Here is a 15,644-nt window from a genome sequence, read left to right on the forward strand (position 1 = left end):
TACATAGTCAGGTCTTGAAAAAAAACAAGACCCCTATTATACATTTCATCAATCATTTAAGTAAAAAGCATAATATATACTTTACATATAACCCTACCGATTTAAAAGAAAAATTCATTGATAAAACGAATTTTGAAACGCTTTCTCTAAAAAAATCTTTACGCCTTTTAAAAAAAAGCACCTCTTTAAAATTAGATTACCTAGGTAACAATTATTATGTTATTTATAACAAAACAAAAACCGAAAAAAATAGAATTACAAACACTTTAGATTCGGTAAATAATTACACAAAAATTACTAAGAGATTAATTACTGGCGTTGTTTTAAATACTAATTATAGCCCTGTAAAAGGAGCTAGTATTATAGAAAGCGAAACTAATAACGGTGCTGTTACTTTATCCGATGGCTCTTTCTCTTTAAAACTAAACAAAAATAACCCAATAATCATAGCACATGTTGGCTACGAATCTCAAACTATTACCTCTTTTAACAACCAATTAAAAGTAATGTTACAATCAGGCTTACAATTAGATGAAATCCTAGTTGTAGGTTCTAGAAATAGTTTAAGGAAAAAGAAAGATGCCGCCATTGCCACCGATATTATTGATATTAATAAAATTTCATTAAAAAGCGGGTTATTAGAAGTTAATCAATTTTTACAATATAGTATTCCATCTTTTAACGCCACAAAGCAATCTGGAGCTGATGGAGCTGATCATATTGTACCCGCTACCTATAGAGGTCTAGGTCCTGATCAAACATTGGTGCTCATCAACGGAAAAAGAAGACATCAAGCATCACTTATTAATTTATACGGAACAAGAGGAAGAGGCAATTCAGGTACCGATTTAAATACAATTCCTGTTTCTGCTATTAAAAGAATTGAAATACTAAAAGACGGTGCTTCTGCTCAATATGGTTCAGATGCCATTGCTGGAGTAATTAATATTATACTAAAAAAAAATAAAAACTCTCTTCAGGTAAATACAACTTTAGGTTTTAATAATGCGACTGTAAACAATAAACCTAAAAGAAAAAGTATTGATGGGCTTACGTATAAGGTTGGCATAAACTATGGTACAAAAATACTAGAAAATGGTTTTTTAAATATTTCTACTGATTTTTTATCTAAAGATCATACTTTTAGAGTGGGCACAAGTTTAAGAGAAAAATTTGGAGATGCAGCTATAAAAAACATGAGTACCTTTTTTAATTCCGAAATTCCTATTACAGGTAAATCTGTTATTTATGCAAATGGAGGCTATAATTTAAAAAATACAGATGCTTATGCTTTTACAAGAAAACCAAACGGAGAAAGAAACGTAATAGATATTTATCCTAATGGGTTTAACCCTCTAATTACTTCACAAATTTCAGATAAATCTTTTTCTATAGGGCTAAGATCAAACTATAAAAACTGGAATATCGATTTTAATAATACTTATGGAGCTAATAACTTTCATTATTTCATTAAAAACACATTAAATGCTACATTAGTTAATACATCTCCAACCGAATTTGACGCAGGTGGCCATTCATTAAGTCAAAACACAACTAGTGTTGACCTTTCTAGAAATTTCAAAAAACCACTTAATGGAATAAATGTAGCTTTTGGAGCAGAACACAGATTAGAGAACTATGAAATTTTTGCAGGAGAAAAAGCTTCCTACAACTCTTATGACATATATGGTAATACTGTTACCTCTTCTACTCCTATAACAGATTTGGTTACTTTAAATAACAAAATTCGTCCTGGTGGCTCACAAGGTTTCCCTGGGTACTCTCCTAATAATGAATTAAAAAGAGTTCGTACAAACTCAAGCCTATATATAGATAGTGAATTTGATTTCACAAAAAAGTGGATGATTGCTACTGCTTTAAGGTATGAAAACTATAGCGATTTTGGTAGTACTCTTAATTCTAAATTGGCTACTCGAATAAAACTTACCTCTAACCTTAATTTAAGAAGTTCATTTAGCACCGGCTTTAGAGCTCCTTCGTTAGCTCAAATATATTACAATTTAGCCTTTACAAATTACATGGGAAACCAACCAACAGAATCTTTATTAGTGGCGAATAACAACCCTATCACAAGACAATTTGGTATTGGTAAATTAAAAGAAGAAAAAGCTAAAAACATAAGTGCTGGTCTTGCTTATACTCCATTTACTAATTTTAACTTCAGTATTGATTCTTATTATATTTCGATAAAAGACAGAATTATATTGAGCGGAAATTTTAACCCTTCTGCATTAGGATTTAATGTTGAAAACATACAATTCTTCGCAAATGGAGTAAATACAACAACTCGTGGTATAGACCTTAAAATGAATTGGTTTAAAAAATTTAACAAATCTAAATTTTCGATTAGTTTTTTTGGAAATATTAATTCTATGAAAATAGATAATGTAAATAATAAAAACTTAGATAAAGAAACCTTTTTTGGAATTAGAGAACGTCATTTTCTATTAGCATCTGCCCCTAAAAATAAATTTAGTTTAAATTTTAATTATCAAAAGGAAAAATTTAATCTAAACGCAAATATTACCAGATTTAGTAGTGTTCAATTAATAGATTGGCAAATAAGTAAAGACCTTAGTTTCTTTAACAATTCTGAAGCTAATCGTATTACAGCTGCTACTGATACCTATGAATCAAAATACACTGTTGATTTACATTTAAGGTATCATTTTTTAAAAAACATGAGTTATCAAACAGGTGTTACCAACCTTTTTAACACTCACCCAACTGTACAAGATAAATTTACTGATAGCGGTGGTTTATGGGATGCTACACAAATGGGAACTAGTGGTGCTTTCTACTACACAAAAATTCAGATTTCTTTCTAAACAGCCTAATTATACCTATTCGAACATAATATAATAGGTAAAATACATTTACTTTTCTAGTATTTCTTTGTTATAAAATAGCTACCTAAAATAACTTTTTTTATTTTTTCTAAAAAAAATGTTAAATTAATGAGTATAAAAAAGCAACCTTCACCTTATTAATAATATAACCGATAATATACATAACTAAACTAACTGTAAATTATTGACGAAATAATTATTAATTAAATAACTTTTCATGAAAAAACTTAAACTTTTACTCATTGCAATATTATGCACTAGTGCTACGTGGTCACAATCACAAATTTCTGGTACTATTGTAGACAGTAATAATCAACCTTTACCTGGTGCCAATATTATCGAAAAAGGAACTTCTAACGGAGCAAATTCTGATTTTAATGGAGCGTTTAAGTTGACTGTTAAAGAAGGAGCAACTTTAATAATCAGTTTTTCTGGTTTTGAAACTCAAGAAGTAGCTGTAAACGGAAAAACAAAATTCACAATTACCTTAAAAGAAGGTTTACAATTAGATGAAGTTGTTATAACAGGTTCAAGGACTCCTGCTAGAAGTAGTACTACAAGTGCTTTACCTATAGATGTAGTGTCTTCTAAAGACTTACAATCTACAGGACAAGCTAGCTTTGATAAAGCTTTACAATACAAAATACCATCATTTAACACAGTACAAACACCTGTTAATGATGCTACTTCTTTATTAGACCCATATGAAATTAGAAACATGGGACCTAGTAGAACGTTAATATTAGTTAACGGTAAACGTAAAAACTTAAGTGCATTATTATATACACAAACTTCTCCTGGTCGTGGAGAAACAGGTGCTGATATTTCGGGTATACCAACTGATGCTATTAAATCTGTACAAATTCTTAGAGATGGAGCTTCTGCTCAATATGGTTCTGATGCTATTGCTGGTGTTATGAATATAATCTTAAAAGATGATTATAAAAACGGTTCTGCAACTTTTAGATCTGGAATTACTAGTGAAGGAGATGGAGAAATGCTTGGGGTAGCCATTAATAATGGATCAACTATTGGTGATGATAAAGGATTTGTTAATTATACTGCCGATATTTCTAAAACAGCTTTATCTAACAGACCAGGTACCGTAGATGCAGCGGGTGAAGCTGCTGATTTTGGAGCATCGCTTTCTGATGTTCAAGAATTTCTTTCAAGACGTCCAGACGCTGGTAATATTAATGGTTCTCCTGAAATAGCTGCTTCTAAATTCTCAATTAATGCTGGTTATAATATTAGCGACAATACAGAAATTTATGGTAATGCTGCTTACGTATTTAAAAAAGTAAACTCTTATGCAAATTACAGAACTCCATATTGGAGAACGGTTTCTGACTTCCCATATTTAGCAGATTTTTTTCCTGGAGGTCACCCAACTAATGCTGGTGGATATGATGGATATGTACCAACTTTTGAAGGAGATTTAAACGATTACAATGCGACTATTGGTTTTAAGACTAAGAAAAATGGTTGGAATTTTGATGTAAGTTTTACCACAGGAGGTAATTCTCAAACTTATAGAGTAAGTAATTCACATAACAGAAACTTCGTATACTCTCCATCTACTTGGATTGATGCAAATAACAACGGAACTGTAGACGCTGGAGAATTAACACAAGGTTCTCAATTATATAGAGAAAATAGTAAAACATCTTTCGATCCAGGAGGAACAGCTTTTTCTCATAATGTAGGGAATATAGACATCTCTAGAATACTTTCAGACAAAGTAAGTATTGCTTTTGGTACAGAATTTAGATCTGAAGAATTTGAAGTTATTGAAGGTGAGCTAGGTTCTTATGATGGTGGTGGTGCAGATTCATTTGCGGGTAATAGCCCTGATAATTCTGGAAAATTTAGCCGTTATAATTTAGGTGGTTATTTTAGTTTAGATTGGGATGTTAATAAAGATTTTCTTGTTAGTGGAACCGTAAGAGCAGAAAACTATTCAGACTTCGGTAGTACTTTCGTATGGAAAGTAAGTTCTCGTTATAAATTTGCTGATGATAAATATACTTTAAGAGCTTCTGTATCTACAGGGTTTAGAGCGCCTACATTACATCAGATTTACACACAAAAAGCACAATACAGCTTTGTTCCTGGACAAGGAATCCAAGTTGGTGGTTTAGTGAGTAATGTATCTTCTCAAAAAGGTTTATTAGGTCTTCCTGATTTAACAGCTGAAGAATCTACCAACTTTACTGTAGGTTTTGGAGCTAAACCTTTTAACAACTTCTCTTTTACTATAGATTATTATGATATTAGAGTTGATGATAGAATTGTATTAAGTACAGAATTAACACCACCTTCTACACCTGTATTTAGTGGATTATCTGATGTAAGTTTCTTTATAAATGCATTAGATACTAAAACTTCAGGTATAGATTTTGTTTCTAGTTATAAAGGTATAGAAATAGGAAATGGTAAGTTAGGATTTAATTTATCTGGGAATTACACAATTGCTAACGAACGTGTTGGTGCTGTTAAAAACCCTTCTTTTGCAACCCAAACAAACCAATCTGTTGTTAACGCTACTCAAGAAGCTTTATTTTTTACTTCTAGGCCAAAAACAAAATGGATTTTAGGAACAACTTACGATATTGGTAAATTCGGAGTCTCTTTAAATAATACTTATTTTGGTAAAACTACATTTAAACAACAAGGAATGGATTCTAACTTAAGAACAGAATTTACACCTAAAATTGTTACAGATTTAGGAATAAACTTTAACGTAGATAGTCACTGGACAATTGCTTTAAACGTAAATAACTTACTTAATGTATTACCAGAATGGTCTTTTAAAGCAGAAAATGCAGCTGGTTCTGCAATATTAGCAGATCCTGCACAGGTTAAAAACCAATCTAACTTAATTACATTCAATCAACGTTATTCTCAAATGACATATGATGGATATCATTTTAGTCAATTAGGTACAATGTTTAATTTGTCTGTTAATTACCAATTCTAAATTATAAACTCTCGTTTATTTTTATTTGAAAATTGACCGAAACGTATACGTTTCGGTCTTTTTTTATAGAAAAATTAAACAAAAAAACCGAGCTAAAGCTCGGTTGTTAACATTTATTTTAAGAAAATAATATACCTTATTCGTTATGCATAAAACGTTGCTTAGCAAGTAACTCTTCTTCAGTTTCTACAACATCATCATCAGGAACACAACAATCAACAGGACATACTGCTGCACATTGAGGCTCTTCATGAAAACCTTTACATTCTGTACATTTATCTGCTACAATATAATATATTTCATCAGAGATAGGCTCTTGAACATCCTCTGCATTTGCTTTTTCACCATTAGGCAAAACAATATCTCCTTTTAAATCGGTTCCATCTTCATACTTCCAATCATCTGCTCCTTCATATATTGCTGTATTCGGACATTCTGGTTCACACGCCCCACAATTTATACATTCATCAGTTATTATAATAGCCATAATTAATCTGTTTCAGTTTTGTAACTTTGCAAATGCAAAAATAGTTCCAAATTAATTTAGAAACAAAATAAATGGATACAATCCAAAATAGAATTTCAGCTTTTATAGAATTAGGGAAGTTTTTAAGTCAATTCACTGAAGCAAATACAATTCAAAAAGACAATATTCAATTTAATGATTTGTTTTTTGATGGGTTTAAACATCAATTAAAAATTTCTGAAGAGAATAATAAATGGTTTACTAAACAAAATTTAATGTTTGCCATGCAAAGCTGGTCTGAAGCATTAACAAAAGAAAACATTCAACAATGGATTTCTAATGAAAGCCTAGGTAATAACAACTCGAAAAAAGTTGCTATAATTATGGCTGGAAACATACCTCTTGTTGGTTTTCATGATTTTTTATCGGTTTTAATTTCAGGACATACAGTTTTAGTAAAACAATCATCAAACGATAAACACTTATTACCTTTTTTGGCAAAATATTTAGAGTATGTTGAACCTAAATTAAAAGGAAATATTGTTTTTACTGAAGAGAAAATAGAAGGTTTTGATGCCGTAATTGCTACAGGAAGTAATAATACAGCTCGTTATTTTGAATATTACTTTAAAAACAAACCTAGTATTATTAGAAAAAGTAGAAATTCTGTAGCTGTTTTAACAGGAAATGAAACTAAAGAAGATTTTGAAAACTTAAGTAACGATATATTTCGTTATTTTGGATTAGGTTGTCGTTCTGTTTCTAAATTATATGTTCCTAAAAACTATGATTTCGACGCATTTTTTAAAGGAATGTATAATCAACATGAAATTATTAACAACGCCAAATACGCGAATAATTACGATTATAATAAAACCGTGTATTTAATGAGTGAATTTGATATTTTAGAAAACGGATTCTTAATGATTAAAGAAGATGAAAGCTATAGTTCACCTATCGCCTCTGTTTTTTATGAATATTACGATAATACTGATGATTTAAAAATAAAACTTTGGGAAGACAGAGAAAAAATACAATGTGTTGTTGCACGTGATTTTATTGAAAACGAAATAGCTTTCGGTCAAACTCAACACCCTAAATTATGGGATTATGCAGATGGTGTGAATACTTTAGCTTTTTTATCAAAAATTTAAAGATGAACTCCCTATAAATTTTGCACCTTTGTTCTAACGAAATATCACTTACTAATGAAAAAGCACAACTTTAGCGCAGGTCCTTGTATTTTACCCGAAGAAGTTTTAAAAAAAGCTTCTGAAGCCGTTATAAACTTTAATAACGATGATCTTTCTTTAATTGAAATATCACACCGTAGTAAACCTTTTGTTGATGTAATTGAAAATGCAAGAAGTTTAGCGTTAGAGTTATTAGGTTTAGAAAATAAAGGCTATACTGCCTTATTTTTACAAGGTGGAGCTAGCGCTCAGTTTTTAATGACTGCCTATAATTTATTAAATAAAAAAGCAGCATATTTAAACACAGGTACTTGGAGTTCTAAAGCAATTACAGAAGCCAAATTATTCGGAGAACTTGTTGAGGTAGCCTCATCAAAAGATGATAATTTTAATTATATCCCTAAAGGATATCAAGTACCTAATGATGTAGACTATTTTCATTGCACAAGTAATAATACTATTTACGGAACACAAATGAAAACTTTCCCACAAGTTGATATTCCATTAATATGTGATATGAGTTCTGATATTTTTTCACGTCAGCTAGATTTCTCAAAATTTGATTTAATCTATGCAGGGGCACAAAAAAATATGGGCCCTGCAGGTACTACGCTAGTCGTTATTAAAAACGATATTTTAGGAAAAGTAGAACGTGTTATCCCTTCAATGTTAAACTACCAATCTTTTATAGATAAAGATAGTATGTTTAATACACCACCTGTTTTTGCTGTTTATACTTCAATGTTAACATTAGAATGGTTAAAAGATTTAGGTGGAATTGATTTTATAGAAAATGTAAACGAACAAAAATCTTCACTTTTATATAATGAAATAGATAGAAACCCTCTTTTTAAAGGAATTGCCGTTAAAGAAGACCGAAGCCATATGAATGCTACGTTTAACTTAACGAATACTAATTTAAAAGAAAAATTTGACACAATGTGGAAAGAAGCCAATATTAATGGTTTAGCTGGTCATAGAAGTGTTGGTGGATATAGAGCAAGCATGTACAATGCATTACCTTTATACAGTGTGCAAGCCCTAGTAGATGTAATGCAAGAACTAGAAAGAAAAGCATAAAAACGTCATTCTGAACAAAATGAGGGAATCAGTTTTTTAGAGATTTCCATATCATTTTATAATTCGGAATAACATTATAAAATAGAAATGAGAATATTAGCAAACGACGGAATATCAGAAAGTGGAAAATCTACTTTAGAAAATGCAGGATTTGAGGTAGTAATTACCAAAGTTGCTCAAGAACAATTAGATAATTTTATTAATGATGAAGGAATTAACGCCATCGTTATTAAAAATAATACAGAAATTCATTCAGAATTAATAGATAATTGCCCAAGTTTAAAATTAATCGCTAACGCAAGTAGTAACAATGACAATATAGATGTTACCTATGCCCAAGAATGTGGTGTACAAGTAATAAATATTTCTGATGCTAGTGCCAATGCTGTTGCAGAATTAGTTTTTGCACATTTATTAGGTATGGCTCGTTTTTTACATCAAGCAAACCGCGAAATGCCTTTAGAAGGTGATATGAATTTTAATAACCTTAAAAAGCAATTCTCTAACGGTACTGAATTACGAGGAAAAACATTAGGTATTATTGGAATGAGTAGCTCAGGACAACAAGTTGCTAAATTAGCATTAGGCTTAGGAATGAAGGTTGTTGGTTATGACGTTAATTATGAAAATACAATAACAATTCCGGTTGAATTTTATAACGGACAAATACTTGATTTTGAAATCGATTTAATCAGTTCAGATGACCTTCTAAAAGAAGCACATTTTATAAGCTTACATTTAGAAGCCCAAGAAAATCATTTAATTGGCGTTAAAGAGTTTGAAAAAATGAAAGACGGTGTTGGCTTTATTAATGTTGCACAAAGTGGATTAGTAGATGAAATTGCTTTAATAAAAGCTATAGAAAGTGGTAAAGTACAATATGCTGCTTTAGATACTTTTGAAAATCAGCCAAAACCTGAAATTCAATTATTAATGAATCCTGAACTATCTTTAAGCCCAAATATAGCTGCAAATACAATTGAATCTCAGCATAAAACAGGTGTAGAATTAGCTAACAAAATCATAGAATCTTTACATATATAAATACATTTTAATGGCTATTGTAAAACCCTTTAAAGCAGTAAGAGCTACTAGAGATAAAGTAGCCATGGTTTCGTCTAAATCATATGAAATTTATTCCCCAGAAATGTTAAATGCTAAATTAGCATTTAATCCATATACATTTTTACATGTTATAAACCCTGGTTATAAATATCATAAACAAGACATTACAGGAGATCAACGTTTTAAACTGGTACACAATCGTTATTTAGAATTTAAAGAAGATGGTATTTTCACAAAAGATAAAACACCTGGTTTTTATATTTATCAAAAAACAACACCAACGAATTCTTTTTGTGGAATTATTGCAGCTACTTCAGTAGAAGATTACCATAACAACAATATTAAAAAGCACGAAGGTACACTTAAAAAAAGGGAATTATTATTTGAGACCTATTTGAAAAACACAGGATTTAATGCAGAGCCTGTGCTCCTTACCTATCCTGATAATGATAGTATTAATTCTGTTATAGAAAAATATCGCGCTAATAGAGCTGAATATGAATTTTCAACTACTGATAAAGATGCTCATTTACTTTGGCTTGTTGATGATAAGAATGATATTGAACGAATAACAAGTGCTTTTGCTAAAATAAACACTTTATATATTGCCGATGGTCACCATCGTTCTACCTCATCATGTTTATTAGCTAAAAACTTAGCTAAAGAGAACTCAAAACACACAGGTAATGAAAATTACAACTTTTTTATGAGTTATTTATTACCCGAAAGTCAACTAAGTATTTATGAATTTAATCGTTTTATAAAAGATTTGAACGGACTAACTCCTGAGGAGTTTTTAATTGAATTAGATGCTTTTTTTAGAATAGAAAATAGAGGACAAGAATTATACAGACCTAAAGAGAAACATCAATTTACCATGTATTTAAATGGTGAGTTTTACGCATTACATTTACGTAAATCAGCCTATGAATTTACAGATGCTTTAAGTAAACTAGATGCTCAAATTTTATATCAAACAATCTTAAAACCAATTCTTGGTCTTAAAGATATAAGAAATGCTTCTAAAATACTATACTCACAAGACAAATCTGACAGTTTAGAATTAAAAACAAAAGTTGATAGTGGAGATTTTAAAGTTTCCTTTGGAATGCTACCAACAACAATAAATGAACTGAAAGAAATTGTTGATGCAGATATGTTAATGCCTCCAAAAACAACATATATAGAACCTAAGTTAAGAAGTGCTTTAACTATTTATGAATTATAATTAAATGAAAAGAAATATTTTTATTACTTTATTAATCTTAATACCTTTATTAACCTATTCTCAAAAAAAAATGGGAGTTTTAATTGGTTTAAATAATTCTTCTATTTCTGAAGGTTTTTTAGGTCAAATCTCCATTACAACTAAAATGGGATTTCATTTAGGTGGTTTTTATGAATTTAAATTATCTGAAAAAATAAAATTTAGACCTAAACTAGTCTTTTCCCAACAAGGAAATCGTGGTAATGAATTTAAAGGTGTTGAGCATATTCTTTATAAATCTAATTATTTGAATATTCCATTAAATTTTAAATTTTATGAATCAACATATATTCTAGTTGGACCTCAAGTAGGACTCTTAATTTCAGAAGAACGAAATTCTCCTTCGATAGGTGAAACTTTCGATTTTGGATTAAATTTAGGGTTTGGACAAAAAATAAAAGATTTCTTTTTAGAGCTTAATCTTTATCAAGGATTAACCAAAGCTATTGATAAACCAAATTTCGATGGAAGTTTACTTAAAGGAACTAATACCTTAATTCAATTTAGTATTGGATATTATATACTTTAAAAAAAATCATATATGACTACAGGAATTAAAGAAAATATAGATACAATAAAATTGAATTTACCAGAAAACGTAACATTGGTTGCGGTTTCTAAAACAAAACCTATTGTTGATATTCAAGAAGCATACGATGCAGGACAACGCGTATTTGGAGAAAACAAAATTCAGGAAATGGTTACAAAGTTTGATGCGCTGCCAAAAGATATCAAATGGCATATGATTGGGCATTTACAACGTAATAAAGTAAAATACATGGCTCACTTTGTTGATTTAATTCATGGTGTAGATAGTTTTAAAACACTTAAAGAGATTAACAAACAAGCAAAAAAACACGATCGAGTAATCAATTGTTTATTACAAGCTCGTATTGCCAAAGAAGAAACTAAATTCGGATTATCTTTTTTAGATATTGATGAAATTATTTCATCTGAAGAATTTGCTGAATTACAACACATAAAAGTTGTAGGTTTTATGGGAATGGCTACATTTACTGACAATCAAGAACAGTTACAAGAAGAATTTGTCTCTTTAGCTAACTTTTTTAGTAAAAACCAAGAAAAAAACTCAAATTTATCTATTCTTTCAATGGGAATGAGTGGTGATTATCAATTAGCTATAAAAAATGGTAGTAATATGGTAAGAATTGGTAGTGCTATTTTTGGAGTTCGAAATTATATTGTTTAGATTTACATTAATCAGCTAAAAAAAAATAATTGTACGCAGTTTTAGATATTGAAACAACAGGAGGTAAATTTAATGAAGAAGGAATTACAGAAATTGCTATTCATAAGTTTGATGGTCATCAAATTGTTGACCAATTTATTAGTTTAGTAAACCCAGAGAGAGAAATTCAAGAATTTGTTGTTAAACTAACAGGTATTAATAGTAAAATGCTTCGAAACGCACCTAAATTTCATGAAGTTGCAAAACGAATTATTGAAATTACTAAAGGCTGTATTATCATAGCTCACAATGCTAGTTTCGATTATCGAATTTTACGTACAGAATATAACCGTTTAGGATTTGACTTTCAAAGAAACACCCTTTGTACCGTAGCACTTAGTAAAAAACTAATTCCCGAAGCTCCTTCACACAGTTTAGGTAAACTATGTAGATTTATTGGAATTCCAATGTCAGATAGGCATAGAGCAAATGGAGATGCCTTGGCAACTGTGCAATTATTTAAATTACTCTTAGAAAAAGACGTTGACAAAAGCATTGTTCAGCAATCTATAAAGTATTCAGACGGTAGGCAACAAAAGCAACGTTTTACAAAAATATTAGACAAATTACCCGAAAAGCAAGGACTCTTTTATGTACACAGTGAACATGGTACTATTATATATGTAGGTAGAGGTAAAAACATAAAACACGAAGTAAATAAGCTGTTTTTAAAAAGTACTCCTAAAGCTTTAAAAATAATAAAAAGAGTTAATGAAGTTACCTACGAAGAAACAGGAAACCCTCTTTTTACTAGATTAAAATATCATTTAGAACTTACGAAATTAAGACCTAAATTTAATGTTATTCGTAAACGAAAAATTTCTGATAAGAATTTTAATCATGATAATTTATTAATTATAGACAAAGGAAGAACACCTGAAGAACATGCTGTTATTTTAATCGAAAAAAACAGCGTTTTAGGATATGCTTATACCAACTTTGCTTTTCAAGAAAACCAGTTAAATATCTTAAAATCGATGTTAACTCCTATTGAAAATGCTGATTTAGCAAAGACAATAATTAAAAATTACTTACTTAAAAATAAAGTAGGAAAAATTGTACGCTTGCAAATTGAAAATGATTTATAACAGTATCTAAATAACTTTCTTTACTTGAAAAAAAACACTAAAAATTGGAAAGAAAAACTTCATGAAGTAATTTATGAAGCAGATACACCTGCAGGTAAGTTATTTGATATTATTTTATTAATTGCAATAATAGCGAGTATCGTATTAGTAATGCTCGAAAGTGTTAACAGTATCAACTCACAATACGGTACTATTTTAAACATATCTGAATGGGTAATTACCCTGCTATTTACAGTAGAATATATTGTTCGTATCATTTCAATTAAAAAACCTACTAAGTATATTTTTAGCTTTTATGGTATTATCGATTTATTATCAACCTTGCCAAAATATTTAGCTATTTTCTTTACAGGAACGCACAGTTTAGTTGCCTTAAGAGCTTTACGTTTATTACGTGTTTTTAGAATTTTAAAACTAGCTCGTTTTGTAGGAGAATCTAACAATTTTATGAAAGCCTTAAAAGCTAGTAAAGCCAAAATTGCGGTCTTTTTATTCTTTGTCTTAATTTTATGCATCATATTAGGCACTATAATGTACTTAATTGAAGGAGGAGAAAATGGTTTTACAAGTATTCCTAGAAGCGTTTACTGGGCAATTGTAACACTAACAACTGTTGGTTATGGTGATATTGCACCACATACACCATTTGGTCAATTTATAGCTAGTATTATTATGATTTTAGGGTATGGTATTATTGCTGTTCCTACTGGTATTGTTAGTTCAGAAATGGTAAAAGTAAATGACCTTAATTTAAACACGCAATCTTGTCCTAATTGTTCTTATGAAGGACATGATGATGATGCTATTTATTGTAATCACTGCGGTAATAAACTACACGATTAAATGAAAAACACATTAATTACCATTGTTGGAGCAACGGCCATAGGAAAAACAGCACTTAGTATTAAACTTGCTCAACATTTTGGTTGTGATATAATCTCATGTGATTCTCGTCAATTTTATAAGGAAATGAGCATAGGAACTGCTATTCCCGATACTGAAGAGCTAGCCGCAGCTACACATCATTTTATTCAAAATAGAAGTATTTTAGAAGACTATTCCGTTGGTCAATTCGAAAGAGATACCTTAGCCAAATTAGATGAATTATTTGCCAAAAACCCTATTCAAATTATGGTTGGTGGTAGTGGTTTATATGTTGACGCTGTTTTAAAAGGCTTAGATTATTTTCCTGAAGTAGATCCAGAAATAAGAGCCACGCTTACCAAAGAGCTTGAAGAAAAAGGAATAGCGCCTCTTCAAGAAAAACTAAAAGAATTAGATATTGAAACCTACAATTCGATAACTATTGATAATCCTCATCGAATACTTCGTGCCTTAGAAATTTGTATTGGTAGCGGAAAAACGTATGCTTCTTTTAAAAATAAACCAAAAGCACCTCGTAATTTTAAATCGATTAAAGTTGGATTGACTGCTGATAGAGAGATTATGTACGACCGCATTAACCGTCGTGTAGATATTATGATGGAAAATGGTTTATTAGAAGAGGTTAAAAATATTTATTCTCACAAAAACCTGAACGCTTTAAAAACAGTTGGTTACCGAGAATTATTCGAATATATTGATGGTAATTTCACAAAAGAATTTGCGATTGATGAAATTAAAAAAAATACCCGACGTTTTGCTAAACGACAAGGTACTTGGTTTCGAAAAGATAAAGACATTCTTTGGTTTGATTTTAAAGAACAAACTGAACACATTATTAAATCTATAGAAAACAAATTTTAACGCTTTTTAAAGAGTTCATTTTTTTTCCGTTTTCTATATTTGCCTGCACTCATTAAGTTTGTAAAAAACTAAGATAATCCCCTATATTTGAGTTCTTAAATTATACTGTACTTTTTTAACTAAATTATAAACATGAAATCAAAAATCACACTTTTAATAGCAATTCTATTAACAACAATATCGTTTGCTCAAACAAAACTAGGTACAGTAGATACTGATTTGATTATTGGTAAAATGCCTCAAATGAAAAACGTTATGAGTAGACTTGATAAATATGCTAAAAAATTAGATTCATCTTTTCAAATAAAAGCAAAAAATTATCAAGCAAAAATTAAAGCATACAAAACGGTAGAAAAAACAATATCAGATGCTGATAAAAAAACTAAAATACAAGAAATTACTCTTTTAGAACAAGAGATGGCCAAATTTCGTAAAAATGGTAGTACTATGATGCAACTTCAAAAAGATGATAATATGCGTCCTTTATATAAAAAATTAAGTGAAGTTATAGCCGAAGTTGCCAAAGCTAATGGATATACACAAGTTTTAACTACCAATGGAAACCAGTTTGGGTATATCGATGAAAACTTTGATATTACTAAATTAGTTTTAGCTAAGTTAGGTATTAAAGAATAGTAAT

At 29.9% G+C, this 15,644-nt stretch carries 13 protein-coding genes; 12 read left to right on the forward strand and 1 reads right to left on the reverse strand.

Translation table 11 applies throughout. From position 1 onward, the window contains the following. The first annotated feature begins 14 nt into the window (after nucleotides 1–14). Together H518_RS0114320 and H518_RS0114325 are read left to right on the forward strand one after the other, a co-directional pair. A complete protein-coding gene (locus H518_RS0114320; RefSeq protein ID WP_240472522.1) occupies nucleotides 15–2,849 on the forward strand; it encodes a TonB-dependent receptor in 2,835 nt (944 codons plus the stop codon). A 238-nt stretch (nucleotides 2,850–3,087) separates the two neighbouring features. Beyond that, complete coding sequence (locus tag H518_RS0114325) at nucleotides 3,088–5,850, forward strand: TonB-dependent receptor (RefSeq protein ID WP_028889703.1); 2,763 nt, start codon at nucleotides 3,088–3,090, stop codon at nucleotides 5,848–5,850. Nucleotides 5,851–5,986: 136 nt separating this feature from the next. On the opposite strand, the gene H518_RS0114330 is transcribed toward H518_RS0114325, so the two are convergent. Further along, entirely contained in the window at nucleotides 5,987–6,337 is a 351-nt protein-coding gene (locus H518_RS0114330) for a 4Fe-4S dicluster domain-containing protein (protein WP_028889704.1), read from the reverse strand. 71 nt (nucleotides 6,338–6,408) lie between these two features. On the opposite strand from H518_RS0114330, the gene H518_RS0114335 reads away from it, so the two are divergent. The 10 genes from H518_RS0114335 to H518_RS0114380 all read left to right on the forward strand — a co-directional run bounded on the left by H518_RS0114335 (nucleotide 6,409) and on the right by H518_RS0114380 (nucleotide 15,640). Beyond that, nucleotides 6,409–7,470 carry an acyl-CoA reductase gene (locus H518_RS0114335; RefSeq protein WP_028889705.1) on the forward strand — a complete coding sequence of 354 codons (1,062 nt, stop codon included), beginning with the start codon at nucleotides 6,409–6,411 and terminating at the stop codon, nucleotides 7,468–7,470. Nucleotides 7,471–7,524: 54 nt separating this feature from the next. Then, on the forward strand, nucleotides 7,525–8,589 hold the full coding sequence (gene serC / locus H518_RS0114340) for a 3-phosphoserine/phosphohydroxythreonine transaminase (RefSeq protein ID WP_028889706.1): 1,065 nt from the start codon (nucleotides 7,525–7,527) through the stop codon (nucleotides 8,587–8,589). A gap of 87 nt (nucleotides 8,590–8,676) precedes the next feature. Continuing rightward, on the forward strand, nucleotides 8,677–9,633 hold the full coding sequence (locus H518_RS0114345) for an NAD(P)-dependent oxidoreductase (protein WP_028889707.1): 957 nt from the start codon (nucleotides 8,677–8,679) through the stop codon (nucleotides 9,631–9,633). Between the two features lie 10 nt (nucleotides 9,634–9,643). Then, complete coding sequence (locus tag H518_RS0114350; protein ID WP_028889708.1) at nucleotides 9,644–10,882, forward strand: DUF1015 domain-containing protein; 1,239 nt, start codon at nucleotides 9,644–9,646, stop codon at nucleotides 10,880–10,882. A gap of 4 nt (nucleotides 10,883–10,886) precedes the next feature. Further along, the gene (locus tag H518_RS20595) at nucleotides 10,887–11,450 is read left to right on the forward strand and encodes an outer membrane beta-barrel protein (protein WP_028889709.1); all 564 of its coding nucleotides are present in this window, start codon (nucleotides 10,887–10,889) and stop codon (nucleotides 11,448–11,450) included. A gap of 12 nt (nucleotides 11,451–11,462) precedes the next feature. After that, nucleotides 11,463–12,131 carry a YggS family pyridoxal phosphate-dependent enzyme gene (locus tag H518_RS0114360; protein ID WP_043706964.1) on the forward strand — a complete coding sequence of 223 codons (669 nt, stop codon included), beginning with the start codon at nucleotides 11,463–11,465 and terminating at the stop codon, nucleotides 12,129–12,131. A gap of 29 nt (nucleotides 12,132–12,160) precedes the next feature. Beyond that, a complete protein-coding gene (locus H518_RS0114365) occupies nucleotides 12,161–13,258 on the forward strand; it encodes an exonuclease domain-containing protein (protein ID WP_028889711.1) in 1,098 nt (365 codons plus the stop codon). Between the two features lie 24 nt (nucleotides 13,259–13,282). Further along, a complete protein-coding gene (locus H518_RS0114370; protein WP_028889712.1) occupies nucleotides 13,283–14,101 on the forward strand; it encodes an ion transporter in 819 nt (272 codons plus the stop codon). Further along, complete coding sequence (gene miaA, locus H518_RS0114375) at nucleotides 14,102–15,004, forward strand: tRNA (adenosine(37)-N6)-dimethylallyltransferase MiaA (RefSeq protein ID WP_028889713.1); 903 nt, start codon at nucleotides 14,102–14,104, stop codon at nucleotides 15,002–15,004. Between the two features lie 132 nt (nucleotides 15,005–15,136). Next, nucleotides 15,137–15,640: an OmpH family outer membrane protein gene (locus H518_RS0114380; protein WP_028889714.1), complete on the forward strand. Its 504-nt coding sequence runs from the start codon at nucleotides 15,137–15,139 to the stop codon at nucleotides 15,638–15,640. The last annotated feature ends 4 nt before the right edge of the window (nucleotides 15,641–15,644 follow it).

This window comes from Tenacibaculum ovolyticum DSM 18103 (genome assembly GCF_000430545.1).
Taxonomy (GTDB): domain Bacteria; phylum Bacteroidota; class Bacteroidia; order Flavobacteriales; family Flavobacteriaceae; genus Polaribacter; species Polaribacter ovolyticus.